This window comes from Hoylesella loescheii DSM 19665 = JCM 12249 = ATCC 15930 (genome assembly GCF_000378085.1).
GTDB lineage: Bacteria > Bacteroidota > Bacteroidia > Bacteroidales > Bacteroidaceae > Prevotella > Prevotella loescheii.
Window position 1 is genome coordinate 13,336 of sequence record NZ_KB899211.1, and the last position, 26,522, is coordinate 39,857.

Consider the following 26,522-nt stretch of genomic DNA (forward strand, 5'->3'; position numbering starts at 1 on the left):
TTTGCCGTTTCACGTGAAACATAGGCGTTTTGTTTGTGCCCGATCTTGTAACTCCTCCACACCTCCTTCTTCGTTGGGGTGGGGCCATTGTTTTTCTTAGGCTCATTGCAAGACTGATTGTTCCCGTTTGGGTTTATGTGTCGCAGAGATGAAGTGGAATAATGTACGTCCATATTTTGCAAGAAGTCATGAATGCTTAATCGGATATGTTGTCTCGCTGTTGGTCTATTGTTGTCTTTGGTTTTCTTCTTTTCGAGCGCTTCGTTTTTGTGTCTAGGCACTCTTGTTGATGCTAGGCCATATAGCTCTTGCCGATTTTTGTGGCTCCAATTCTTCTTCCCTGCCCTTCTAGTTGCTCTCTTTGTGTGTACCAGTTCCCTGCAATGGCACTCGTTTTGGTCGTTTCCCTATCCCTGTCAAACCCTACATTTTCATTCCGGTTTATATTCTTAGCGTCAATTGTTAGCCGTCGATGTGTCTCTGTCGGAATAAAAAACGAGAGCACCTTATCTTGTTTTCTCCACGCATTGGTTGCGTATGGAGAGGTTAAGGTGTTCTCGTTGTATTTGCGTTAAGGCTATTCGTTTGTCGCGCGTAGCCGTTTAATGCGGTTTGTTTTGCCTGTGTGAGCCTTATACTTGTATAAGCGTTGATATCTCAATGTCCTTATCGAAGGCAGCCCTACCGTTAAGATCTTCGTTCACTAGTTCGATAATGAAGTTGGCGTAAATCTTTTTGGGATTGAATTTCTTCACCAAATCGCAAGCGGCTTTCATTGTTCCGCCTGTTGCAAGCAGGTCGTCGTGAAGCAGAACAACGTCGTCTTCGGTGATAGAATCTTTGTGAATCTCTATCGTATCGGTGCCATACTCCTTATTATAGCTTTCTTGCACGGTCTCGCAAGGTAGCTTTCCGGGCTTCCTGCATAACACAATGCCAGCCCCGAGCCTAATAGCTACAGCCGAGGACATAACGAACCCGCGCGATTCGATGCCTACAATCTTCGTAATTCCTTTGTCCTTGTAGATCTCGCACATCTCGTCCGTGATCACTTTAATGCATTCAGGGTTCTTAAACAACGTGGTTACATCGCGGAAATTCACCCCTTTCTTCGGCCAATCTGGTATACAACGCAGATTGTCCATCAACAGTTTGTTATTCATTTACAGTAAGTTATGTTTCTGTTCTTATAGTTTTTGTTTCACGTGGAACACGCTTGCGTTCGAGTAAAGCTTTATGTCCCCACGCTTTTATTTCTCTTTCAATTCTCTATTTTGGGCCTAGCTGCGCGCTCATTTGTCTGTAAGGCGAGCGTGTAGGCTTGCTTTCCTGCCTTCGTCCCGTTGCCTTTTGCATCCGTCTAGATGTGGGGCGCACGTTTAGCCCTTCTCTATTGTCTTCCCTTCCCTTTGTTTTGCCATACATGGTGCTGGCTTCTTAGGGTGGGGGCTCGTATCTAATCCAATCTCACCGTTCAGCAGCTTTGGCACGTTTGACCATTATGCCTCGCTTGCTTCTAGGTCTTTATCGGTTCATCAACACAAGTAACACGTTGATGTCGCTAGGTGATACGCCTGGGATACGTGATGCTTGAGCCAGCGTTTCGGGATTGATCCGTGCCAATTTTTGCCGTCCTTCGGTGGAAATTTCATGCAGTTCTTCGTAATTGAAGTGTCCTTTGATGCGGATGTTTTCCAATCGGCGCATCTTGTCTGCAACGATTTTCTCGCGTTCGATGTAGCCTTTGTACTTCATCTTAATCTCTGCGGCCTCTACTATTTCTTCCTTCCTGTTGGGCGTTTGCTCAATGACAGCCTTTAATTCAGGTAGCACTTCGGCCAAGCCTTGTATGTTAAGCTGTGGTCGGGCGATAAGATCGGCCAGCTTTACGCTGCCGTTCAATGGAGTCGTTCCCCATCGTTCTAGCGCAGCATTAATATCGTTAGCCTTCACTGTGGAGGTCTCACAGAAGCTAATAATGCGTTCAATGCTCTCTTTTTTCTCTATCCAGTGATCGTATCTTTGCCTTGAAGCCAATCCAATTTGGTATGCTCGCTCAGTCAATCGAGCGTCGGCATCGTCCTGACGAAGCAGTATTCGGTATTCGGCACGAGAAGTAAACATGCGGTAAGGCTCGTCAACACCCTTCGTAGTAAGGTCGTCTATCAGTACGCCAATGTAACTTTCATCCCTTTTCATCACGAAAGGCTCACCTCCATTGCAGGCTATTGCAGCGTTAATTCCTGCCACAAGACCCTGCCCTGCTGCCTCTTCGTAACCCGTAGTGCCATTAACTTGTCCCGCAAAGAACAAACCTTTGAGGATTTTCGACTCAAGCGAGGCGTGTAATAGGGTAGGGTCGAAGTAATCGTATTCTATGGCATAGCCTGGGCGGAAAGCCTTTGCATCGCGTAGTGCAGGTATCTTTCGCAGTGCGTTCAGTTGTACATCTAGGGGCATGCTCGAAGAAAATCCGTTGAGATACATCTCCGCAGTGTTCTCGCCTTCTGGTTCAAGGAATAGCGGATGCTGTTCTTTGTCGGGGAAGGTAACGAGCTTTGTCTCAATGCTAGGGCAATAGCGTGGCCCAGTACTTTGTATTTGTCCGTTGAAAAGGGGCGAATCTGCGATGCCTTCTTGCAGTGCTTGATGCGCCTCTTGCGTAGTATAGAAGGTCCAACAAGGCAATTGCGTCAGCGTTCTGGGTGTTCCCATGTAGCTGAATTGATGAAAATCCACCTCGCCGTCTTGCCTTTCCATCTCTTCGAAATGTACGGTGCGTGCGTCAATTCTTACGGGTGTGCCAGTCTTCATTCGGTCAACAGCGATCCCGTGACGGGTAATGCTCTCGCTAAATCGGTAAACGGCGGGTTCTGCACAACGTCCGCCAGGAATCTGCACTTTGCCAACGTGCATCAATCCGTTAAGGAACGTGCCTGCAGTAATGACAATGCTCTTGGCTCTAAACTCTGCACCCCATAGCGTTCGTACGCCAACGGCTGCCCCGTTTTCAACAAGCAGTTCGTCAGCTTGGTCTTGCCAGATGTCCAATCCTTCGATAGAATCGAGCGTTTCGCGCCATTTGGTGATGTATCTAGCCCTATCGCACTGTGCTCTCGGACTCCAAACGGCTGGTCCTTTGCCTTTATTGAGCATGCGGAACTGAATAGACGTGGAGTCGGTGATAATTCCCATTTCACCGCCCAGTGCGTCAACTTCTCGCACAATTTGTCCTTTGGCGATACCTCCAACGGCTGGGTTGCAGCTCATTTGAGCTATTTTGTTCATGTCCATAGTGATAAGGCAGGTCTTAGCACCAAGTCTTGTTGCTGCACAGGCCGCTTCGCAACCCGCATGACCACCCCCAATAACGAGGACATCGTATTTGAATATCATATTATAATTTGCTGTATGTACTTGATTTATACTTTGATGCGTTGGCGAAACGACAAGTCAAAATCGCTATTTAGAAGCCTATACACCTTCATTTTTACGCTCATGCGCAAATGAGAGGTCATCGCCTGGCCCCTTTGTTGTTATTATATATCGTAGCTCTATATATCTTTTTAGAGCTGTTTATGTTCTGAAAATCAAGTGTTTGCGGAATTTTAGCTTATAATCTTACGCTATTTTCACTGCAAAGGACTTACAAAGTTAGAGTATAGAAACCATATATGCAAATTAAGAACAACAAAAAAGGATGGCCAGAACCATCCTTCTAATCTCAGTAGTGCATTTTATGGTATGGCGTACAGTGATGTATCGCCAAAGATTATGATCTCTTTTCTGTTCTTAAAGTTGACGAGTTGGCAAGTTTACAGGCTAAAAAAGCTCCTTAGCCTTGGCATTTGAACAGCTATCTGTTGTGTCTTAACCCATCAAGCCTTTAATTCGTAAGGATAGACACCTATCTTATAAGCCCTTAACTCCATAAACTCCTGAGTTCCTCAAGAACCATTTCACATCCCCTCTTCTGCTTGGGCAATTCTGCCGATAGTAAGTTTAAGCTCGGCATATTGCTGTTGTAGCAGTTCTAGGAAAGGTGAAAGCAACGACAAACACTTGTTAATCTCGTTCATTTGCACGTCGCTGTCGCTGTATTCGCGCGCTTTCGGGGCAGATTGAGTCAGTTCGTGCAGAGCCAAACAGTTCTCGTTCGTTATGAAATCAGGGCTTAGCATCTCCCTCGTTGAGGGCATTATGCCTTGTAATTCTTCAAAGAGCAGCTCGTATTTCTCGAACAATTGCGCTTCGTTCTGATCCTCTTTTTTGCTGCTGTTCCATGCCTCCACCATCTTTTCCGCAGGCTTGATGATAACCTGCTGGTATGTTTCGATGCGCTTGTTGAGCATGAAAAGCCGTTCGTATAGCCTTTTAACCTCCTCGCCCTGACTGCCATTGCTCAGGTAAGTGTAAATCTCGCGATACACGTTTTTGAGTTTGGGCAGCATCCGTTCCATGTAACGGCTGTGTTCAACGGTGGGCAAATCGTTTGGCGAATAGCTCTTCCCCTTGTAGTAAGCAGCGCTAACTTCGCGGTCGCCATTGATGATTTCAATCATTTGTTCAGCGTCTTCGTATGCTCGGATATAAGCCGTTACGATGTTTCGGTTGCGCTTGGTGAAGGGATAAGTAACCGTTTCGGCCGGTGTTTCCTCTATCGGATTGAACAGATCGATACACCCACATTCCACGAAGAAACGTCGGAAGCGCATGTCAAGCAGTTCGGTGACCAGTTCTTTTTCAAGCCATAGGCGTAGGTCTTCGCCTGTTAGCACTTGTGGGGAAAGACCTTTTACCGTTCGTTCGTACTTTAAGAGTTCGGCCACCTTTTGCCGTAGCGCGGTGGGGAGAATGCTCCAAGCCGGTATCAGTGGAGCATTTGACTGCGCGGGGATGTTGGGTAGGTGATGAATACGTTCCCTATCCGAGGGGTGCGAGTTCCAAACGTCTTCGCAAGAAAACCTAGCCGTAGGCTCGTCGTTGGTTTTTACCTCAGCTTGCAGCAGTTGCGTGGCCTCAATCGTCTTGCCCTCTTCGCGCGATTTAATCTGCGCAAGCATCTCCAAAACCTCGAATGGATCGGCCCTTTTTGATGTCTCTGCCAGTCGCATCATCGCTACGTGCGTGTTAGAGCTGCATTGCATCAATACCGTTGTCTTATAGAAAGATGACGCCATCACAGCCTTTCCAACCACCTTACATGCGATGCTGTCTGCATCATATTCCATCTGTCGTGACAATTCGCGGTAAGCGATGTTCACATATCTATATAATGCTTGAAGTAGAAGACGTACCCTGACGGTGAAAAAGCGAGTGATTAAGCCGAAAACAGAGAACGGTTTCCATTCGAAATGACTCCAACGGTCTACCCATCTGTCCCAAGCGTCTTCGCCATAGACAAGGTTTCCCATCACGATATTGGCTGTATAGACCACCGAACTAATCTTCATGCTTTCTTGCGAGAAGTGTCCAAACTCGTGGGCCAGTATGCCTTTAATCTCCTCGGTGCTAGTTGTGGCAAACAATCCTACACCCAACACGAGGTTCTTCCTTACGGGAAAGAACATCGACCAGAAAGTTGTGTTGAAGTAAACGCAAGCGTTAATTTCGGTAGATAAGTACACTTTGTGAGGCATTGGGCTTTTTGTAGCCTCGGCCACTTCACGTATTAGATCGAAGATTTGCGGGCAATCGCTCTCTTTTACTAAGGTTTTGCCTTCTTCTTCCACGTTAAGTCGGGTAAAGATGAACTTTACCAGGAAGAGTCCGAACATCAGGCAGAGGGTGATGACGCCTAGGTAGACACCCAAGAGTATAAGCATGGCAAATCCGCTGTTGGTGCTGTTGAAGACACGTTGCAGCATATCTATCCCCCAGAATGTTGCCCATTTATAGCCAATGTAGAGCAATAGAAGGCCAAAGGCAATCAGCGAGAGGTAGACAAGCACGAAAAGGGCTATTCGGTATAGAACCGTTTTACCCAATGCTCTTATTGCATTGTTTTCTCTCATGCATTTAGACATTAAATAATTTAGGCGTGTTTTATAACACGTAGTTTAGATAAATTTCCTTGTGGCGCTGTTCAAGGAAATACATTTTGCGCCATAGCCATGGGCGGATCGTTACGAAAAGGATTAGTTACGTTTAGTTGTCGGTCCGCCTTATTTAGCTTTCTTTTGCGCGTTTGTGCGCAGGTTGGTTTGTTGTGGGTATCCTTCCCCTTTGGGTCTCCCCCGTTTTTCTGGCGTTTTTTCAGGTATCAGAAAGCGCCATTTTTCATTTCCAAGGCCTTGTTTTCAGCTTTTTCCATGATTTCCCTTTCCCCCGGACCCTTGTCGTTGAGCCCGCATAGGTGAAGTATTCCGTGTATAATAACACGGTAGAGCTCGTCTTCGTACGCCTTGCCAAACATTTCTGCATTTGTTCGCACTGTGTCGAGAGAGATAACGATGTCGCCGTTAACGACGTCGCCTTCATCGTAGTCGAAGGTGATAACGTCCGTGTAGTAGTCGTGTCCTAGGTATTCGTTGTTTATTTCCAGGATTTTCTCGTCGTTCACGAACATGTATCCCACTTCTCCCACCTTTCTTCCGTAGGTCTGGGCCACAGCTTTTATCCATGCCGTGGTGTCCTTCCTTTTTATTTTTGGCATTTTCACGCCGTCTGTGTTATATGTAATCATAAGTTATTTCCTACTTCAGGGCTCACTTCGCTTTCTTTGGGAGAAACATCTCGGCATTTTTTCCGAAGTGGATAAGCTCCCTTACGAGCGATGAGCTGACGCTTGCATGTTGCGGTTCGGCAAATACTAGGAGAGTTTCTATGCCGCCCATCGCGCGGTTGATGTCGGCTTGTTCGCGCTCGTATTCAAAGTCTTTCACGCTACGTACGCCCTTAACGAAAAACCATGCACCCTCCCGATGGGCAAAGTCGACAGCCAAATCGTTGAACGCTCGCACCTCCACCTTGGGGGTATCTGCATAAAGTTCGGCAATCACTTTCACCCTAACTTCGGCACTGTACATGTATTTCTTGCGTTCGTTCACGCCTACACCGATAACAAGCTTATCGAAAAGCGGCAGTACGCGCGCCACAATCGATTGGTGCCCAATGGTGAATGGGTCGAAGCTTCCTGTGAATAGACCTGTTTTCATGCGCAATTCAAGTGGCAGTTACATTATTGTTTTGTTGTTGTTGATCCCTCGCATGACTGAGCATGGCAGGGTGTAGAGGCCTCGAAAACGTTCCGATTGCGACCTATTTGCTGCAAAAATAGGCTATTTCACACTGACAGCCAAATTTTTAGGGCATTTTTATTGTAATCATTTTAAAACACATACTGTTCTATATTTCTTTATTTGTATCATTTTCTTCGCTATTTATTGACTTCCCCAAACCTATTTTTACCATTTCATCGTTTATTTTTTATTTTGTAAACGCAAAGGTATAGCGCTTAATTTGGCTCTTATTTTTATGTTGAAAAACATGTATTTGGTGGACGAATTTTGTTGGGTGGTGGTTGGAATTTGGTATTTAGATGCCTATAAGAAGCCTTAAAAGATGGGTTTAGTGCATTTTTTCATTGCCCACCCAATAAACTCTTGTAGTGAGCTTTTTCAGCTTTCGCCTTGTTCCAGCTAAGTTGGAACAATGTTCCAATTCAACTGGAACAGGATTCCGGATGAACTGGAACAGCAGTCCAAAACACATATAACACGGCGGTTAACCTAATAATGCATCATCAGGGCTTAGAAAGCGCATCTTCTGGACTATGAAAATGCGAACGATGGGATGGTTAATGGGCGCGTTCGGGATAAGATACCATGCCTTTTGAAGAAGACTGGGCAGGTAAACGAGTTGGCTATCTCGCCAGCTAATGCTACGTGGCAGTTGGCATAACGATTGTTTTTCCCCGAGCTCGCGCATTGCAAGAGGTGGGCCTATTCTAAGGAATGCAGATGCCAGAGCCTTTTTACATACCAGTCTGGGCTGAATAACTGCTTATGCTTTTCAAGCGTTGAGTGTTAATTCAACAACATTAAAAGGTTAAATATTGTTTATATAAATATGGTGCTGAATAATCTTCTCACAGTGTGAAGCTTGAAAATCTATCCAATTCATCGGGATGTTTTGCACTCAACAATCAAAAAAATACGGAGCAAAAGCAATCGTTTAACTGCACGTTCGTTATGCGTAAAGCCTTGATAGGCATGGCATGGTACGTGAATTTGTACAAAAAGCACTACCTTTGTACAACCAAATCGGGCGGGCAACATGGGTTGATCGCCCCCTTATGACATGAACATATACAAAAAAGACAAATCAATTATGGGTATAAGTAACAGGATGGGCTGCCTATTGGCTGCCTTGGCGTTGGGCTATTCGGCACAAGCGGGGATCGCGTTTGCCATAAAGGTGAAGAAAGACACGACCACGCAAACCGCCAAAATCGATACCACCAAGGTGCAAAAGCCAAACGGCAAGGAAGTGAAAGCCCTACCGAAGAAAAAGGAAACCGACTACGACAAGCTGATGAAAGACAGTGGAACGGTGATGAAAGGCCTTTTCACCGTGCGTCATATCAAAGACAAATGGTACTTTGAGATGCACGACAGTCTTGTGGGTCGTTACTTTATGGCCGTTACGCGCTTTGCTGGCGTACCCCAAGGATTTGGCAAATTTAGCGGTGAAATGGTCAATGAAGACGCCATTTACTTCGAAAAGCGCGATTGCAAAACCATGCTTCTGCGCACATTCGTTCGTACGCAAGAGGCTAACGAAGCCGATCGCATATACCTCTCGCTGAAGCAAAGCACTGCCGACCCTATCGTCGCGGCCTTCCCGATCGTAGCCGGAAACACCCAAAAAGGCATGAACCTCTTCGATGTGACCGGTTTCTTCGCTCGCGACAACAACATCGTGGGCATCAACCGCACCTTCTTCGAGAAGTCTAAGATAGGCGGACAGCAGCCCGATCGTACCTTTGTCGACACCATCAAGACCTATCCCATCAACGTGGAAGTGCTTACAACGCGAACGTATGGTGCATCGCCAAGCAACATTCGGGCATCGGGCACAGGCGCAATAACCCTTGCGCTCAACACGTCAATCGTGGCATTGCCCAAGATTCCGATGCGAAAACGTGTCTGGGATAACCGCGTAGGCTTCTTCGCCTATCCTTATACCATCTTCTCCGACAAGCAACGCAAGAGTCAACGCGAACAATTCATCTCGCGTTTTAGGCTCGTTCCCAAAGATGTGAAGCGCTATCAGCGAGGTGAACTGGTTGAACCCGTGAAGCCAATCGTGTTCTATATCGACCCCGCAACGCCCAAGAGGTGGGTGCCTTACCTTATTAAAGGAATCAACGACTGGAATGTTGCCTTCGAGGCAGCAGGCTTTAAGAATGCCATTCAAGGCAAGGAATGGCCCGCCAACGACCCAACGATGAGTCTCGACGATGCCCGTTTCAACGTGATACGTTACCTCCCCTCCGAAGCCGAGAATGCTTACGGGCCCCATGTGAAGGACCCACGAAGCGGTGAAATCATCGAAAGTCACATCTGTTGGTTTCATAATGTGACGAATTTGCTCACTAAATGGTACATGACACAATGCGGACCGCTCGATAAACGTGCTCGTACGATGAACTTCGACGATCGATTGATGGGCGAACTGATACGTTTTGTCTCTTCGCATGAGGTTGGACACACCCTCGGACTTCGCCACAACATGAGTGCGAGTTATGCAACGCCCGTTGAAAAGCTGCGCGACAAGGCCTGGGTAGAGAAACATGGCCATACGGCATCTATCATGGACTATGCCCGTTTTAACTATGTGGCTCAGCCCGAAGATAACATCGGTGAACGCGGACTGTTCCCCCGTGTGAACGATTACGATAAATGGGCCATCAAATGGGGCTACCAATATCGTCCGGAGTTTAAAGACGAACTGGCGGAAAAAGAGAAGCTGATGACCGAAACCACTGCTATTCTAGCCAAAAATCCCCGTCTTTGGTTCGGTGGAGAAGGCACCAACGAAGATCCGAGGGCACAGCGTGAAGACCTTGGCGACGATAATGTGAAGGCTAGTGATTATGGTGTGAAGAACCTTCAACGGGTTATCGCGAACCTGCCACAATGGACACGCCAAGCCAACGACCAATACGACGACCTGCGCGAGATGTACAACAGCGCACGACAGCAGTTCTCCCGCTACTTCGGGCATGTTGCCAAGAACATCGGAGGTCGTTATATCAATAACATGCCAGGTAAAATGCCCTACGAACTGATGTCTGCCGAAAGGCAAAAGGCAGCTCTCGACTACTTCGGTCGTCAGGTATTCGATGCCCCTTTGTGGCTCTATCCCGCCGAAATCACGTCGAAGACAGGCGTAGATGCCGTTACAGAGATTGCGAAGATGCAAGCCGTGGCGCTTAACGCTACGTTCTCGCTGAACCTGCTCAATGCTATCTATAACAATTCGCAGGCTTCGCCCACGGCTTATCGTTTGGAAAACTACCTCGACGACTTATTCGCCAAGGTGTGGACACCTCTCGATGCCTCGCAAGAGTTGAAGAACAGCAGTCGCAGAACCTTGCAACGCAACTATGTTGAGCGACTCAACACCATGCTCAATCCCGATGACAAGGATAAGGTTGGTACCAATGCGCCCGCTTTTAATACCGATGCCCTGCTCTATGTAGCGCAACATCTCGACAAGCTCGACGCCTATCTTAAAGACCAAGCGCAAACGGCTACGGGCATCAACGCCTTGCATTACGCCGACTTGGCACGTCAAGTGAGGCAGATAAAGACGTTGCGCGAACGTGGTAAAAACGTGCGTTAGGTCGCTTTTCACCAGTAACGGCACAATTAGTTTGCCGTCGCGAGTCTGGTATTTGTAGCGTGTGGTATCGTGTATTTTTCCCCATTGCATCGCATCTTGGGGTAAATGCGCTCGCCATTCACCTGCAAACCCACATTCACCAAAAACCGAAAATAGCTAGTAGAAAATGGTTTTAAACTACATTTGGATATCCTTCTTCCTCGTGGCCTTTGTGGTTGCCGCGGCAAAGCTTCTGTTTATGGGCGATGCCACGGTGTTCCCTGCCATGATGGATAGCACCTTCGACATGTCTAAGAAAGCCTTCGAGATATCGATTGGGCTAACGGGCATCCTCTCGTTATGGCTCGGCGTGATGAAGATAGGCGAGCGTGGAGGTGTGGTTAACGCCTTGGCTCGTGCGCTAAGTCCTGTGTTCACGCGTCTGTTTCCCGATATCCCCAAGGGTCATCCCGTAACGGGAAGCATCTTTATGAATATCGCCGCCAACATGTTGGGTCTTGATAACGCCGCCACTCCTTTGGGATTGAAGGCGATGGAGCAGCTGCAAACGCTCAACCCGAAGAAAGATACGGCCTCGAATCCTATGATTATGTTCCTTGTGCTCAACACTTCGGGACTCACGCTGATACCCGTTAGCATCATGGCCTATCGTGCTCAGCTTGGCGCGTCGCAACCCACAGATGTGTTCATACCCATACTTCTGGCCACATTCTTTTCCACCTTGGCCGGCATAATCATCACTAGCATATATCAAAAGATAAACCTGCTTAGTCCCAAAACCCTCTTAGGGCTTTTCATTGCCTGTGCCATCGTCGCCTCGATAATATGGGGCTTCGGCAGGATGGATAAGGAATCGATGAACACTTTCAGCACCACCACGGCCAATATCCTACTTATGGGCATTATCGTGGCCTTTATCGTGGCTGGTGTTTTCAAACGAGTGAATGTCTACGACACCTTTATCGAGGGTGCGAAAGATGGTTTTCAAACAGCCGTGCGCATCATTCCTTACCTCGTAGCCATACTTGTGGGCGTGGCCGTATTCCGTGCATCGGGTGCCATGGACCTTCTTGTAGATGGCATTCGTTGGTTGGTGGGATTGTTTGGAATAAACACCGATTTCATCGAAGCATTGCCCACGGCACTGATGAAGCCCCTTTCGGGAGCTGGCGCACGTGGTATCATGATCGATACGATGTCTACATACGGTGCCGACTCGTTCGTTGGGCGACTCAGTTGCATCTTCCAGGGCAGCACCGACACCACTTTCTACGTCCTCGCCGTTTACTTTGGCAGTGTGGGCATTCGCTATACGCGTCACGCTGTAGCCTGCGGACTGCTCGCCGACTTAGCAGGAGTTATCGCGGCCATATTCATTTGCTACCTATTCTTCTAGTCTAAAGGTGAAAAGGTGAAAAGGTGAAAGGGTGAAAAAATGGCTCACGCCACGAAACGAGAAAAGGTGAGGGAGTCAAAGAGTGAAAAGATGGCTCACGCTATGAAAGGTGAAAAGGCGGAAGAGTAACAATGTGAAAAGACCGCTTACACCATCAGAGCTTACGTCTATTGTATTCGCGACAAATGATCATATAACGAAATAACAAGGATATTAAACGCATAAAAGGAGATGTATAAAACGAATGTTATATCTTCTCTCAGTAAGAACTTTGCCTTGAGAATAATCCTTCTGTATAGGTATCTAACAGAAGAACGGCATGAGTATATCATGTCGAAACAGCTCTGTCGTAGTGGAACCAGTATTGGGGCTAATATCGCTGAGAGCAAGAATGCACAAAGCACAGCGGATTTTATCAGTAAACTGAGCATCTCCTTAAAGGAGGCAGACGAGACGGAATACTGGTTGGAGCTATTAAAAGATTCGGATACCATTACGCAAGAGGAGTTTGACTCCGTTTCTAACGACCTCAAAACGATAATAGGTACATTAGTGAATATCATCAATAAATTAAAGACAAAAGAAAAGTTGAAAAAATAAGAGATGATTAAAAAAGGAAAGTTACAGAGTGACGGAGGCATTAGCCTGCTTTTCACTTTTCGTCCTTCCACCTTTTCTCGTTTTGTGGCATGAGCCATTTTTTCACCTTTTCACCCTTTCACCTTTTTACTTTTAGCAATGGCTAATTTAAAATCATTGGTTAAAGACACGGCCATCTACGGATTAAGTAGTATTGTGGGCCGTTTTCTCAACTATCTGCTTGTTCCGCTTTACACGATTAAGATTACATCGGTAAGTGGTGGTTATGGTGTTATCACCAATCTGTACGCTTATACGGCTCTTTTCTTAGTGCTATTGACATACGGAATGGAGACCACCTTTTTCCGTTTCGCCAATAAGAGCGACGAAAATCCACAGCGGGTATATTCTACCATCCTGCTCTCCGTGGGTTTCACTTCCGCCCTTTTCATCGCAATGGTGGTGCTTTTCTTGCATCCCATCGCGCAAGCAATGGGATATGCCGATCATCCCTCTTATATATGGGTGATGGCTGCGACGGTAGCCATCGACGCATTCCAGTGCATTCCCTTTGCTTACCTTCGTTATCAAAAGCGCCCCATTAAGTTTGCCGTCCTCAAACTGCTGTTCGTTGGCAGCAACATTTCCCTCAATTTGGTTTACTATCTGCTGTTACCAGCCCTCTACGAAGGTGGGCATCAATGGGTGAGCCTTATTTATTCGCCAAACGTTGGTGCAGGTTACGCCTTCTACATCAACCTCGTTTGCACGGCCAGCATCACCTTTTGTTTCTATAAAGAGCTGCGTGGCTTCGCCTATGTATTCGATAAAGCGCTGCTCAAACGTATGCTTTCTTATAGCTGGCCCATACTTGTGCTAGGCGTTGCAGGCATACTTAACCAAACGGCCGACAAGATATTGTTTCCCTATATCTATAAAGGAAACGATGCGCACATGCAGTTGGGCATCTACGGAGCGGCAAGTAAGATAGCTATGATTATGGCCATGATAACCCAAGCCTTTCGTTATGCCTACGAACCTTTCGTGTTTGGCAAATCGAAAGACAAAGACAATCGCGAGACTTACGCCAAGGCTATGAAGTATTTCATTATCTTCACCCTTTTGGCTTTCCTTGTTGTGATGGGTTATATCAATGTTTTCCGCCATTTCATCGGCCGCGATTACTGGGAAGGACTTCGTGTCGTGCCCATCGTTATGGCAGCCGAAATCATGATGGGCATCTACTTTAACCTCTCGTTTTGGTACAAGCTCGTCGACAAAACCATTTGGGGCGCCTACTTCTCAGGCATCGGTTGTGTGGTGCTAATCGCCATCAACGTGTTGTTTGTTCCGCGTTATGGCTACATAGCCTGTGCTTGGGCAGGCTTTGCAGGTTATGCCACGGCCATGATTCTTAGTTACATCGTGGGCCAACGCAAGTATCCCATCGCCTATCAGCTTAGGAGTATCTTTGTATATGTTGGTATTGCAGCCATCTTCTACTTCGGTATCAACTATGCCAACACCCACTTCTCCAAGTCCGTTGCTTTGGGAACGAATACCGTTTTTATCCTCCTTTTCATCGGACATATATGGAAGTGGGATTTGAAGAGAAAATAAAAAGCCTCACCCCCAACCCCTCTCCAAGGGGAGAGGGGAGTGATTAGCTTTGTGGGTTGACGAGTTAAAAGGATACTTAGCCATAGGTCAACAAAGCATACGGCTTAACTCCTTAACTCCTTAACTCCCTACTTCCTTAACTCCTGCCCAATACATCAATTCAAATAAATATGAAGAAATCTACACTCATCTTAGCTGCCCTCATGGCTTTCGGTACGGCAAAGGCCGACGAAGGCATGTGGACGCTGTACAATTTGCCACAGGCAGTGTACCAACAGATGCAGGCCGAGGGCTTTAAACTGCCATACGCCGACATCTATCAAAGCAAAGACGCCGTTAAGAACGCCGTTGTTAACTTCTCGGGATATTGCTCGGGCGTGGTGGTTTCTCCCAACGGACTGGTCTTTACCAATCATCATTGCGGCTTCGAAGCCATTCGAAGCCATTCCACCGTTGAACACGACTACATGCTGAACGGCTTTTATGCCAAGACATTCGAGGAAGAATTGCCCAACAAAGACATGTTCGTGAGCTTCATGAAGTCGCAACAAGACGTTACGTCACGACTCATGGCGAACGGATATGCTAAGGCTAGCAAACGCCAACAAGCTTTCCTTATCGACTCGTTGCAAAGTGTGCTCAACGATTCGGTGCGTAAAGTGGATAAGACGCTTCGTGTTTCTATCGACCCTTTCTACGAGGGCAACAGCTTTTATGCCACCGTTTATCAAGATTTCAACGACCTCCGACTGGTTTTCACCGTACCTAAGTCGATGGGTAAGTTCGGTGGCGAAACCGATAACTGGATGTGGCCACGACAGACATGCGACTTTGCCGTGTTCCGTATTTATGCCGATCCCAAGACAAATGGTCCTGCCGAGTATTCCAAAAACAATGTTCCTTACCGTCCCCAACATTGGGCACCCATCGCGCTCGATGGCTATAAGGAGGGCGATTTCTCGATGACCATGGGCTATCCAGGTAGCACCAGCCGTTATATTTCAAGCTACGGCATCATCGAAAGGCGCGATTGCGAGAACACACCCCGTGCCCAAGTGCGAGGCGTTAAGCAAGAGGTGATGCGCCGACACATGCGTGCCAGCGAGGCCGTACGTATTAAATACGACTCTAAGTTTGCCCAAAGCGCCAACTATTGGAAAAACTCTTTGGGAATGAACAAATGTATCGATTCCATCGGTTTGGTACAGCAAAAACGCGATTATGAGGCTCGTTTGCGCCAATGGCAAGATTCAACGGGCTTCCTTAAAGGAAAACTCGACTTCGATAAGCTGGGCGCTTACTACGAAAAACGTTTCGATCGCGTGCGCACGCGCTATTATTGGACCGAGACTTTCCGTCGTACCAGCGAGCTTGCCACACGTGCCATGCGCCTTGCTATGGGAGGTTTGGAGGTGAAAGGACCTAAGAAACCCGCATCAAAACAATACCACGAGTTTGCCGACAACAGCGATGAATGGGATGCAGCATTGGATAAGGAGGTGCTGGCCGTGTTGCTTAAAAACTATCGCCAACAAGTTGGTAACCGTTATTTACCTAAGTTCTACACCACCATCGACCAGCGTTTTGGAGGCGATTACCAACGTTTCGTAGACGATCTTTATGCTCGTTCCATCATTATGAAGAAAGGTGCAAAGCTGTTCTACAACACCAAGGCATTTAAGCAAGACCCTGGTGTGCGCTTCGGACAAGAAATGATGGACATCTATTACGACCTGACCGAAGGAATGGGCGCAATTAACGATTCCATCGAGGAACAAGAACGCTATCTCTGTGCAGCCAAATTGCGTATGGAAGAGGATATGCCTCATTACTCGGATGCCAACTTCACCATGCGCCTTAGCTATGGACAGGTGAAGGGATTCTCGCTTGGTGGCAAGCCATTGGGTTATTACACCACGCCCGAAAGCATCGTCGAGAAGATGGATCGTGCAAAAAACAACGTTGACTATGAGGCCGAACCCATCATGCGCGAGTTGCTCTCGTCGAAAGATTTTGGCCGTTTCACCGATAAAAACACGAAAAAGATGCACCTCTGTTTCCTCACCAACAACGATATTACCGGTGGAAATAGCGGCTCACCCATGTTCAATGGCAAGGGCGAACTTATCGGTTTGGCCTTCGATGGCAACTGGGATAGTCTGTCGAGCGACATCCTTTTCGATTCGCATCTTGCTCGTTGCATCGGCGTAGACATTCGTTACATGCTCTTCATGATGGATAAATGGGGACATGCCGACCGCTTGATGAAGGAAATGGGTTTGTAAGGTTGTGAGGATTTACCTGAGTTTGGGATAAGATACCATCCCTTTTGAACAAGACTGGGTAGGTAAAGAAATCGTGAACTCACCACCAACCGCTACGCGGTAGTTGGCATAATGAGTTTCTCTTATCTATAACTCGTGTAGGATTTAACTTCATCGCCTCCTACGTTAGGCGTGCAAACAGATGAACTTAAATTCTTTAATAGCCCCCACTTGTTAACTAAGCAGCACTAGGCGAATGGCCTTTCCTACTTGCTTACTCGTTAACATGTATGCTAAAAAGGACGCTTTCTCAATGAGAGCGTCCTTTTTTTGTATCGTGCTTCATGCTTAATTATAAACCCAAAATTAAGCGTTGAAATGGCGTTAAAATAACTTTGGGTCTGTTATCGCTTATCTTGAAGGCTGTTCCACCTTATCTGGAACATTGTTCCATCTCATCTGGAATGCGATTCCATTTCATCTGGAATACGATTCCAGCTTATCTTTAACTCGGTCGATTTTCATATTCACCAATACGCTAGCAGATTAAGTGGCGAGCCAAACCTTATCTCCCGTCTTTTTAACTTTGATAGAAGCATAGGCGTTTTCAATAGAAGTACATACGGGCGTTTCGATAATCAGATGCAGTTTGCATCATGATGGGTGAGCTCAGAGTAAGAAAAAACAATCTCCGCTCCCATTGGAGAGGGGTTAGTGGTGAGGCTTTTTTCACCCATTCACCTACCTCTCATGATCCTCATTGCATTAACCACCGCCAAAAGAGCCACGCCGCTATCGGCGAAAACGGCCTCCCAGAGTGTTGCAATACCCATTAGGCCAAGCACCATAACCACCACTTTAACCCCAATGGCAAAGGCAATGTTCTGCCAAACGATGGTGCGTGTCTTGCGAGCAAGGCGTAAGGCTTGCGCCAATCGCGAGGGTTGGTCGGTTTGCAACACCATGTCGGCCGTCTCGATGGCCATGTCTGCACCTGCACCACCCATGGCAACGCCCACATCACTCAATGCCAACACAGGCGCATCGTTGATGCCGTCGCCCACGAAAGCCACCTTGCGCCCCTGCTTTTGCAACGTCTCAATGCGCTCCGCCTTATGTTGCGGAAGTAAGTCGCCTAAGGCTTGCTCCAGTTGCAGCTCGTCGGCCACCTTGTCAACCAATGCTTGTTTGTCGCCCGAGAGCATCTCCACGTGTGTAATACCCACCTTACGCAGCATCGAAATGGCATCGGTGGCATCGGGTTTCATCGTATCAGAGAGTAAGATACATCCGATGAAACGGCCATTTTTGGCACAAGCCACGATGGTGTCGGGTATCGTTTGCAGTTCTTCGGGAAAGCTTACGCCCTGATTTTCAAGAAGTCTAAGCGTGCCTGCGAGCCATGTTTCGCCCGCTATTTCGGCTCGAAGGCCCAGTCCAGGCAGGTTTTCGGCATTAATTTTTTCACCTTCGCCATACACCTTAACAATGGCTTTGGCAATGGGATGCGTGCTGCTGCGTTCCATCGCCACCACCGTTTGCAGTTCTTCGGGCGATAATTGCAAGGTCTGGCGCACGCCAAATTCTCCCGTGGTGAGCGTTCCCGTCTTGTCGAACACCACCGTATCGATGTCCGTCAGCGCATCTAGGCTGTTACCGCCTTTGAAAAGCACACCCATGCGCGATGCCCTGCCAATGCCTGCAAAATAGCTCAACGGCACGCTGATGACCAGTGCACAAGGGCAAGAGATAACCAAGAACACCAGTGCACGATGTAACCAAGTGGAGAAATGGTAGTTGAACGATGGTGTGACGAACGTGTATGCCCACGGCAAAACCACCGTGAGCACCGCCAAAAGGATAACGATGGGCGTGTAGATGCGGGCAAAACGGCGGATAAACAACTCGGTGGGCGCCTTTCGTTCGGTAGCTTCTTCCACCATTTTGAGTATTCGTGTAAGCGCACTTTCGCTTTGTGGGCGGGTAACGCGCAGGCTAGCGGCACGCTCTAAAGCAATCATTCCGGCCAAAACTTCGCCTTCCATGCCCACCTGTCGTGGCATACTCTCGCCCGTTAGTGCAGCCGTGTCGAAGCTAACAAGTGCATCGTGCTCGCCATCGGGTAGAAGTAGCACGCCGTCTAGTGGCACGCGCTCGCCTGGTAGCACCTCAATCACGTCGCCCACACTTACCATCTCGGGCTTAACAAGTACCTGTTCCATCGCATTTTTCTCGCCATTCCATCGCATAAGGCGTGCCTGCTCGGGACGATAGTTGGTTAGGCTCGATATGCTATGTCGTGCCTTATTCACTGCGCGATCTTGAAGTGCCTCGCCAATGCAGTAAAGCCACATCACGGCTACTGCCTCGGGATATTCGCCAATGGCGAAAGCGCCCACGCAAGCCACACTCATCAGCATGAATTCGCTAAAAACATCCCCTTTCATCGCTTCTTCTATGGCTTCGTGCATCACACCAAACCCAACGGGTAGGTAGGCTGCAACGTACCAAGCCAGTTGTACCCAAGACAGCGAAAACCATTCGCACCCCATCCATGTAAAGGCCATTCCGGCTGCTAGTAGCACACCCGAAAGTGCGGGTTGCCACCATCTTGTTTCTTCTTCGTGATGATATTCACACATAATATGTTGCTTTTTAATGTTGACAAGTTTGCGAGTTGACGAGTTTGCAAGTTGTCTAGCCTGTCCAAGTTGCCTAGTTCTTGCGGGTATTTTAGGCTTTCTTGTTATTCTAGTTTCATTAGGTTTTCTCGGTGTTTTTGATTTCCTAGCCACTGGTTTGCAAGCCGACAAATGCCGTTTCTCGTTCTCTGCACGATTATTTCCTTAACGAGAAAGTCATGTTCGTACTGCAAAGTTAGGCGTTAAAACGTGCAACCAAGTTGCAATTTTTAGTACCTTTGCATTATGACAGAAGACTTTGACATCAGAGACGAACGCACAACGCCCAGCGAACGCGAGTTTGAAAACGCCCTCAGACCACCGAAATTCCAAGATTTCAGTGGTCAAAGTAAGGTGGTAGAAAACTTGGAAGTGTTTGTTGAGGCGGCTAAATATCGCGGCGAACCACTCGACCACACCCTCTTGCACGGTCCTCCGGGATTGGGTAAGACCACCTTGAGCAACATCATTGCCAACGAATTGGGTGTGGGATTTAAGATAACCAGCGGTCCTGTGCTAGATAAGCCTGGCGATTTGGCGGGCATTCTCACCTCGCTAGAAGCCAACGACGTGCTCTTTATCGACGAAATTCATCGTCTTTCGCCCGTTGTAGAAGAGTATCTTTACTCGGCCATGGAAGACTATCGCATAGATATCATGATCGATAAAGGCCCTTCGGCGCGGTCGATACAAATCGACCTCAACCCCTTTACGCTCATCGGGGCCACCACGCGCAGTGGTTTGCTTACCGCTCCATTACGTGCGCGGTTTGGCATTAACCTGCATTTGGAGTATTACGACCCGCAGACGCTGGCGCGTATCATCAAACGTTCGGCACGGATACTGAATGTTCCGATTGACGATGAGGCTGCAATGGAGATTTCAAGACGGTCGCGCGGAACGCCTCGTATCGCCAATGCGCTGCTAAGACGTGTGCGCGACTTCGCCCAAGTGAAGGGTAATGGCAGCATCGACACCGTTATCGCTCGCCTGTCGCTTACGGCATTGAATATCGACCAATATGGTTTGGACGAGATAGACAATAGAATTTTGCTTACAATCATCGATAAGTTTCAGGGTGGTCCAGTAGGCGTCAGCACCATTGCAACGGCCATAGGCGAAGACGCAGGCACCTTAGAAGAGGTGTATGAGCCTTATCTTATCATGGAGGGATTTATCAAACGTACCCAACGAGGACGTATGGTAACCGAATTGGCTTACCAACATTTGGGTAGAAACATCTACACAAGCAACGCAAAAGAGCCGGGATTGTTCGACTAAGGAAAGGCTTTTAAAGGTGAAAAGGTGGAAAAGTGAAAAGGTGAAAGGTTGAAAAGATCACATTTAAAGGTGAAAAAGTGAAAAGGTGAAAGAGTGAAAAGATCACCTTTAAAGGTGGAAAAGTGAAAAGGTGAAAGGTTGAAAAGATGCCTGCGCCCACCAACTTATCAACTCGTTAACTTGTAAACTAGTCAACTAGCTAAGGCGAAAAGAAGGTTTGTTTTGTCAACTTGCCAACTCGTTAGCCTTTCAACTAAACGGACGAAAGCGTGCTGGAGCCATTTGGGTTGGGCTCTTGATGAGTCCGAGGTAGCATCTTTTCTTCACCTTATGCTCCTTATGTCTTTTTGTTAAAAATAATTGTACTTCAGTCGATAAGGTGGAAACGATGATGTTTACGCCTGTAATGGCATCTTGGAAGCAAAGCATGATGCTTTCGTTTTATTTATAAACGCTACCTAGATGTTGTGATTTTAAAGAAAAATAGGTTATTTTCTTTTTGTATTTAACTTATCTGTTGTATTTTTGCAGATAGGCTAGTGTGGTGAAATTTCTTACCCCTATGCCTTGTAAAATCGTAAACGAATTAACTCATCACCTAATTAACCAACCTAAGTAAACATGTATGCAATATCGACAAAAAGATCGGAAACAGTATTTTAACGAGCTTTCTGTAACCAGCAGGAAGTATTTTTTACCCTATGTAGAACGTTATCTGCCTATCGAACGGGGGATGAACGTGTTGGAAATAGGTTGTGGCGATGGCGGCAATCTACTTCCTTTTAGTGAGCGTGGGTGTGAAGTTGTGGGTGTAGACATGGCCGAATGTAGGATAAACGATGCCAAGCGGTTCTTCGAAGAACTAGGTGCAGAAGGCCAGTTTATTGCTTCAGACGTATTTGCCATTAAGGAGTTTGAACACCATTTCGATTTGATTATCTGTCACGATGTAATCGAACATATCATGGACAAGGCCTCTTTCCTGTCCAAGTTGCGTAATTTCTTACGTCCACAGGGCATTGTTTTCATGTCTTTTCCTGCTTGGCAGATGCCTTTTGGTGGTCATCAGCAGATTTGTAGAAGCAAGTTCTTGTCGCATTTACCTTGGTTTCACCTGTTGCCGAAGTGCATATATGGAAGCATATTGAGGGCTTTCGGTGAGAACCCAGGTATCACGGCCGAACTGCTTGAAATAAAACAGACCCGCTGCCCCATAGAGTTGTTCGAGAAGTTGGCCAAGAAATATTTTGCCATCCGTAACCGCATACTTTACTTTATTAATCCCCATTACGAGACGAAATTCAACCTTCGTCCCCGCTTTCTGTGGTCTGCGATGGGGAAAATGCGGTATGTACGCAATTTCTTCACCACGTCTTGCTTTTACATACTTGAGTAAAGGTCCCACTAAGCCTCCTTTTCAAAGTTGAAAAGTTACACCCCAAGTCCCTCTCCAAGTGGAGAAAGGCTTGGGGTGTACTTTGTTGTTAGTAGGCTTTTTCCTGCCAACAACTTATAAACTTACAACTTTACTACCTCATAACCTTACTTTACCACTTCACCATCAATGTTGTTCCGATGGTGAAAGGTTTACCCTTTTGTGCCATAGGCTTAGGTGCTACGAAGTAGTAAGTGAGGTAATTGGTTGCAAGCGTATTGCGCGACCACACCTCTAAGGTGAAGATGCCGCGCGTTAGGGCAGCTTTCAGATTGAGAAGAGTATAGAACGACTGCTTTACGGCATTGTCTTCGCGCCAATATAGTGGGCCAACACCTGTGAGATTGGCATTGAACATCAGCTTGTCGGCAAAGCGACCGAGGTTGTTTACCACATAGTTGGCGTTGAACGAAAGCGTGTGGCGCGGAACCAAGGGCAACATATTGCCCGAGTAGTCTTTGCCAACGCCCATGCGTGCTTCTAACATTTTGGCGTAAGTATAGCCGTAACTGGCTTGTAAAGAGAGCGAGGGTAGGGGCGTGGCGTTTAGTGCAAGCTCGAAGCCTTTACTGTTGCTGTGGCCCACGTTACGTACAACGTTGCCCAATGCAGGCACTGTAACGGAGAGTTGTTGGTGCTGCCAGTCTATGTAAAAGGCGCTAGCCTCGAAAGCCAACAAGCCTTTGAGGAAGCTCCATTTGGCCCCAAGCTCATAGTTCCACGTGTGTTCGGGCTTGTAGGTGTAGTCTGCATCGGTTTCGCGAACAGCGTTAAAGCCACCAGCTTTATAGCCTTTCGCTACTGTGGCGTATATCATACGGAAGGGCGTAAACTGGTATTTCAGCGTAAACTTGGGCGTTATCTGCCTGTCTATCCTGCTTGCATCGAAACCAGTTATTTGCCATCCGTCTTTCGGATCTAGGGGTTTGAGTATTGGTGGTTCGTTTGGATCAGTTAGTTTTATCTTCTTCGAGAAGTTTTTCAGACTGTTTTTCTCCCAGTCGAAACGAATGCCAGCCGATGCCCACAGACCTTTCACGATATTAAACGTGCTGACATGGTAGAGTGCGAAGCCCATTGTTGGCAGCTTGTTTTGGTTCACTTCGTATAACTTGCTTGCTATTCGTGTCGTGTAAACGGTAAAATGGTCTTGCTGATGAAAGCCAAACGCTCCCACAATCCATTGATATCGGCTATCGTTGGTAGAGCGCAAGGTGAATTCTTGGCTCACTTGGTTCTGTCGGTGAGGCATTTTAACGGCGAAAATGTCTTGTGGCGAGTAGTCTTGGTCTACTTCTATTCTGCCGTTGTTGTGCTGAAATGCGGTCTGGCTGTTTAGACTCCAGCCGTCGGCATCGTATCGCCAACTCATGCCCAACGTGCCAACCAGCCTGCGATAACTGCTTTCGCGATTGTAGGCGATGGGTTGAAGGATGCCCGTTTGTGGGTTGTAAGGCGCGTAGGGGTAGCCATTCTGACGGGTAAGGTCAAGTGTGGCCGTGAATCTTGATGTCCATCGCTCAGTGGGTTTCCATGCGGCACCCAGTCGAATGGTGCCATTGTCCATGCGATCGGCCTTATTATTGAGAAAGGTATTGGTGAGAAAGCCGTCAGTATGATGATAGTTGGCAGCCAGCGAAAGGCCAAAATTGCGGCTCACCTTATTGTAGGTAGACGCAGCCACAAGCAAATCGTTGTACGAACCATACGAAACTCTGGCGCTTGTACCTTGATAATCGAGTGGCGAACGCGTGAAAACGTTTATCAATCCGGCCGAAGCGTTGCGCCCGAAGAGCGTTCCTTGCGGTCCGCGCAGCACCTCTACCTTGCTTACGCCAAAGAGATCCATGTCTAATACCGTTCTGTCGAAGTAGGGAATGCCGTCTACATACACGCCCACCGATGGCGAGTTAACCCTCGAACCGATGCCACGAATATAGATAGGCGAGTATTGACGCGAGCCATAATCGGGCATATAGAAATTGGCTATCATGCCACTAAGGTCGCGAATACCCATCAATTGGTTGCTCTCGATAAAGCGTTCGCCCATCGCCTGTTGTGAAACGGGTGATATGGAAGCCCTGTCTTGCTTAAATCCTACTACTGAAACTTCATCGATTGTTCCGCCGATGGTGGCCGAGTCTTCAGGTGCGGCGTTGAGCGTAACCGCAAATGCTGTGGCCGTTAATGTCGTAATAAATCTCATTGTTTAATGTTTTTGTATCTCGGTAAAGGTATGTCACCACTCAATTCGCTACTTGTTGGTGCACGCCTTGCATATATGTGACGTGCAAAAGTATGTAAATTGACGTAAATTCGCAATCCTTATTTGTATGGAAATAAGGATAAAGTGGCTCACCCGCGGCCCTTTCCAAGTTGAAAGAGGAGTAGTTAGCCTTGTGGCTTGACGGGCTAACGACGAGTTAATAGGTCAACATGTTACCCCCGTTAACGTATAAATTCCTCAATATATTCCCTTTAACTTCTCAAAAAACAGGCATGGTTTCGATCGTAACTTTTCGTACGCCCTTTCCCGTTTTAAGCACAAGCGTGATGGGCAATTTGGGTGAAAGGGCTCGTTCTTCATCCCACGAATAGTTCTCCACCTTCTTTCCGTTCACCTTTATGATGGTGTCTCCAAGCCTTATTCCTGCTTTTGCTGCTGCGCCGCATTTATATATTGAGCGCACAATCCATCCCTTACCGATGTCGGTTCGGTTTACCCACGAGAAGCCCCACGTCCTTTTTTCGGGTGTGTATGCCTCGTAGGGGCGATAGTAGAGCTTGTTGTGGGCGGGGTCGAACACCAAATTATAATTGTGAAGAATACTCGCCCCGATATATCCTACATTGCGCATTTGCGGGAAAGCGTGAAGTGTTGGCAGAGAAATGTTTACGACAACGCTACCAATGTTTTGCAATCCAAGGTAGACCGAGTCGGCTAGTGCGAAGGTAGTTGTAGTCGTTGTGGTGTCGCCTATGTTCGTATACTGAGCCAATAGCTGCTGAGTTTTACCCTCGTATGCCATCAGGTTATGCTTTCTTACAGTCTCTTTGGTGAACATAATGTCGTCTCCGCCTTCAAGGCATAACTCATAAAGGCCCCCGATGCGCTTGTTGTTGAGCCATACGTATGCTTCAATCATAAAATTTGAACCCCTAACCGTGAGCGGCAAACAGCGGTAGTTGCGTTTCACGGAGTCGGGTATGGCCGTTAGTGTGCGTAAGAACTTCTGCTGAAAGTTCACCTCAAAAGGAGAGTATTCAAAGAAAGTATCCCACATGATGCCGTCGGCATGCTTGCCCAAAACATTTCTTATGTCGCTAATGAGCATGTAGGGGAAGTTTGCCGTGGTGTTACCAAACTTCACATTGTGCTTTGTGTACGATGTTTTTAGGCGCAGTGTATCTTTTTCTCTCTTGATGTTAGCCTTCTCTATCTTTGGCGGTTGCCAACACTGTTCTTTAAGATACGTGGTGTCTACCACCAATTGGCGGTTTGCATTTGTGGTAAACAAGATGTGGGCAGGGTATTTATTGTCGATAGTTGCAGGCAAGTAGATGCCCCCATCCCATACGAATGGGATGGAGTCGTTGCTCTCCCACATAGAGTCGAATGGCCCTTTCTGCGCGCTTGTCACTAAAACCGTGGCAGCAAAAAGTAAAGTTAATGTCGTTTTCATTTTCATTGCTATCGTGTTTAGTTTAGAATGCTGTGGGGAAGTGGGTGGTTGTGGAATGTCGTCAGCCGATGTTCGAAGTTGGTTATAAAGGCTGTTGGCGTGGCTGTTTGTGCGAAAAGGCATCGTTAACGGCATGTTCGTTCACCACTAGCGTGTGCCATACGGCCTATATTCGCCAGGCGTTGCGTATGCCAAGAACGAAGCATCGTGTTAGGTTAGCCCACAATTGCAAATTTAGTCAATTATTTTATAAGTTGTATGATTTGCCTGTTCGAAGTTGAAATTTTGCGCGAGTTCGGGATAAAACACAGTCGTTATGCCAACTGCTGTGTAGCACAGGTTGGCGAGATAGTCATTCGTTTACTTGCCCTGTCTTGTTCAAAGGGCATGTTGTCTTATCCCGAATGCGCCAATTAACCCCTCCTCCATTCGCATTTTCATAGTTCCGAAAATGCACCTTCTAAGCCCTGATGATGCATGATTACATTAACCGTCGTGTTAAACATGTTTTGGACGGCTGTTCCATGTTATCCGGAATGCTGTTCCAGTTGAACTGGAACCCTGTTCCAACTTATCTGGAACAGGGTTCCATCTTAGCTGTAACAAGGCGGAAGCTGAAAAAGCTCACTACAGGGGCTTATCGGGTGAGGCGTGAAAGGTGGTGTTTGGAGGTAGGGTGGGCGAGTCGTTAGTGGTGATAGGCTGTGGAAAGAACCGCCTAGATAATGCCAA

The 26,522-nt window shown here is 47.3% G+C and carries 16 protein-coding genes; 8 read left to right on the forward strand and 8 right to left on the reverse strand.

Annotated features, from left to right (window positions below):
- Positions 1-632 precede the first annotated feature (632 nt).
- From F453_RS0102420 to coaD, 5 genes are all read right to left on the reverse strand, one after another.
- The gene (locus F453_RS0102420) at positions 633-1,163 is read right to left on the reverse strand and encodes an adenine phosphoribosyltransferase (protein WP_009236960.1); all 531 of its coding nucleotides are present in this window, start codon (positions 1,161-1,163) and stop codon (positions 633-635) included.
- 361 nt (positions 1,164-1,524) lie between these two features.
- Entirely contained in the window at positions 1,525-3,396 is a 1,872-nt protein-coding gene (gene mnmG, locus F453_RS0102425; RefSeq protein WP_025790000.1) for a tRNA uridine-5-carboxymethylaminomethyl(34) synthesis enzyme MnmG, read from the reverse strand.
- Between the two features lie 563 nt (positions 3,397-3,959).
- Positions 3,960-6,014, reverse strand: coding sequence for a M48 family metallopeptidase (locus tag F453_RS0102430; RefSeq protein ID WP_018966571.1), 2,055 nt, complete (start codon positions 6,012-6,014; stop codon positions 3,960-3,962).
- 248 nt (positions 6,015-6,262) lie between these two features.
- Positions 6,263-6,685, reverse strand: coding sequence for an rRNA maturation RNase YbeY (gene ybeY / locus F453_RS0102435; RefSeq protein ID WP_009236964.1), 423 nt, complete (start codon positions 6,683-6,685; stop codon positions 6,263-6,265).
- A 22-nt stretch (positions 6,686-6,707) separates the two neighbouring features.
- Positions 6,708-7,157: a pantetheine-phosphate adenylyltransferase gene (coaD, locus tag F453_RS0102440; protein WP_018966572.1), complete on the reverse strand. Its 450-nt coding sequence runs from the start codon at positions 7,155-7,157 to the stop codon at positions 6,708-6,710.
- A 1,144-nt stretch (positions 7,158-8,301) separates the two neighbouring features.
- Between coaD and F453_RS0102450 the strand changes: the two genes are divergently transcribed.
- The 5 genes from F453_RS0102450 (at position 8,302) to F453_RS0102470 (ending at position 16,731) form a co-directional block, all read left to right on the forward strand.
- Positions 8,302-10,851, forward strand: coding sequence for a zinc-dependent metalloprotease (locus F453_RS0102450; protein WP_018966576.1), 2,550 nt, complete (start codon positions 8,302-8,304; stop codon positions 10,849-10,851).
- 166 nt (positions 10,852-11,017) lie between these two features.
- A complete protein-coding gene (locus F453_RS0102455) occupies positions 11,018-12,247 on the forward strand; it encodes a spore maturation protein (RefSeq protein WP_018966577.1) in 1,230 nt (409 codons plus the stop codon).
- A gap of 231 nt (positions 12,248-12,478) precedes the next feature.
- Positions 12,479-12,847 carry a four helix bundle protein gene (locus F453_RS14020; protein WP_018966578.1) on the forward strand — a complete coding sequence of 123 codons (369 nt, stop codon included), beginning with the start codon at positions 12,479-12,481 and terminating at the stop codon, positions 12,845-12,847.
- A 138-nt stretch (positions 12,848-12,985) separates the two neighbouring features.
- Positions 12,986-14,446 carry an oligosaccharide flippase family protein gene (locus tag F453_RS0102465; RefSeq protein WP_018966579.1) on the forward strand — a complete coding sequence of 487 codons (1,461 nt, stop codon included), beginning with the start codon at positions 12,986-12,988 and terminating at the stop codon, positions 14,444-14,446.
- A gap of 170 nt (positions 14,447-14,616) precedes the next feature.
- Positions 14,617-16,731: a S46 family peptidase gene (locus F453_RS0102470; protein WP_018966580.1), complete on the forward strand. Its 2,115-nt coding sequence runs from the start codon at positions 14,617-14,619 to the stop codon at positions 16,729-16,731.
- A gap of 716 nt (positions 16,732-17,447) precedes the next feature.
- On the opposite strand, the gene F453_RS0102475 is transcribed toward F453_RS0102470, so the two are convergent.
- A complete protein-coding gene (locus F453_RS0102475; RefSeq protein ID WP_018966581.1) occupies positions 17,448-19,352 on the reverse strand; it encodes a heavy metal translocating P-type ATPase in 1,905 nt (634 codons plus the stop codon).
- 285 nt (positions 19,353-19,637) lie between these two features.
- On the opposite strand from F453_RS0102475, the gene ruvB reads away from it, so the two are divergent.
- On the forward strand, positions 19,638-20,672 hold the full coding sequence (gene ruvB / locus F453_RS0102480; RefSeq protein WP_009236972.1) for a Holliday junction branch migration DNA helicase RuvB: 1,035 nt from the start codon (positions 19,638-19,640) through the stop codon (positions 20,670-20,672).
- Between the two features lie 625 nt (positions 20,673-21,297).
- The gene (locus F453_RS0102485) at positions 21,298-22,068 is read left to right on the forward strand and encodes a class I SAM-dependent methyltransferase (RefSeq protein WP_018966582.1); all 771 of its coding nucleotides are present in this window, start codon (positions 21,298-21,300) and stop codon (positions 22,066-22,068) included.
- Between the two features lie 151 nt (positions 22,069-22,219).
- Here F453_RS0102485 and F453_RS0102490 read toward each other — a convergent pair whose 3' ends face one another.
- A complete protein-coding gene (locus tag F453_RS0102490; protein WP_018966583.1) occupies positions 22,220-24,313 on the reverse strand; it encodes a TonB-dependent receptor in 2,094 nt (697 codons plus the stop codon).
- A gap of 280 nt (positions 24,314-24,593) precedes the next feature.
- On the reverse strand, positions 24,594-25,790 hold the full coding sequence (locus F453_RS0102495) for a PDZ domain-containing protein (RefSeq protein WP_244869404.1): 1,197 nt from the start codon (positions 25,788-25,790) through the stop codon (positions 24,594-24,596).
- A 470-nt stretch (positions 25,791-26,260) separates the two neighbouring features.
- Here F453_RS0102495 and F453_RS16015 point away from each other — a divergent pair, with 470 nt between their 5' ends.
- Positions 26,261-26,482 (forward strand): hypothetical protein, encoded by a 222-nt coding sequence (locus F453_RS16015; protein ID WP_081619100.1) that lies wholly within the window; start codon positions 26,261-26,263, stop codon positions 26,480-26,482.
- Positions 26,483-26,522 lie beyond the last annotated feature (40 nt).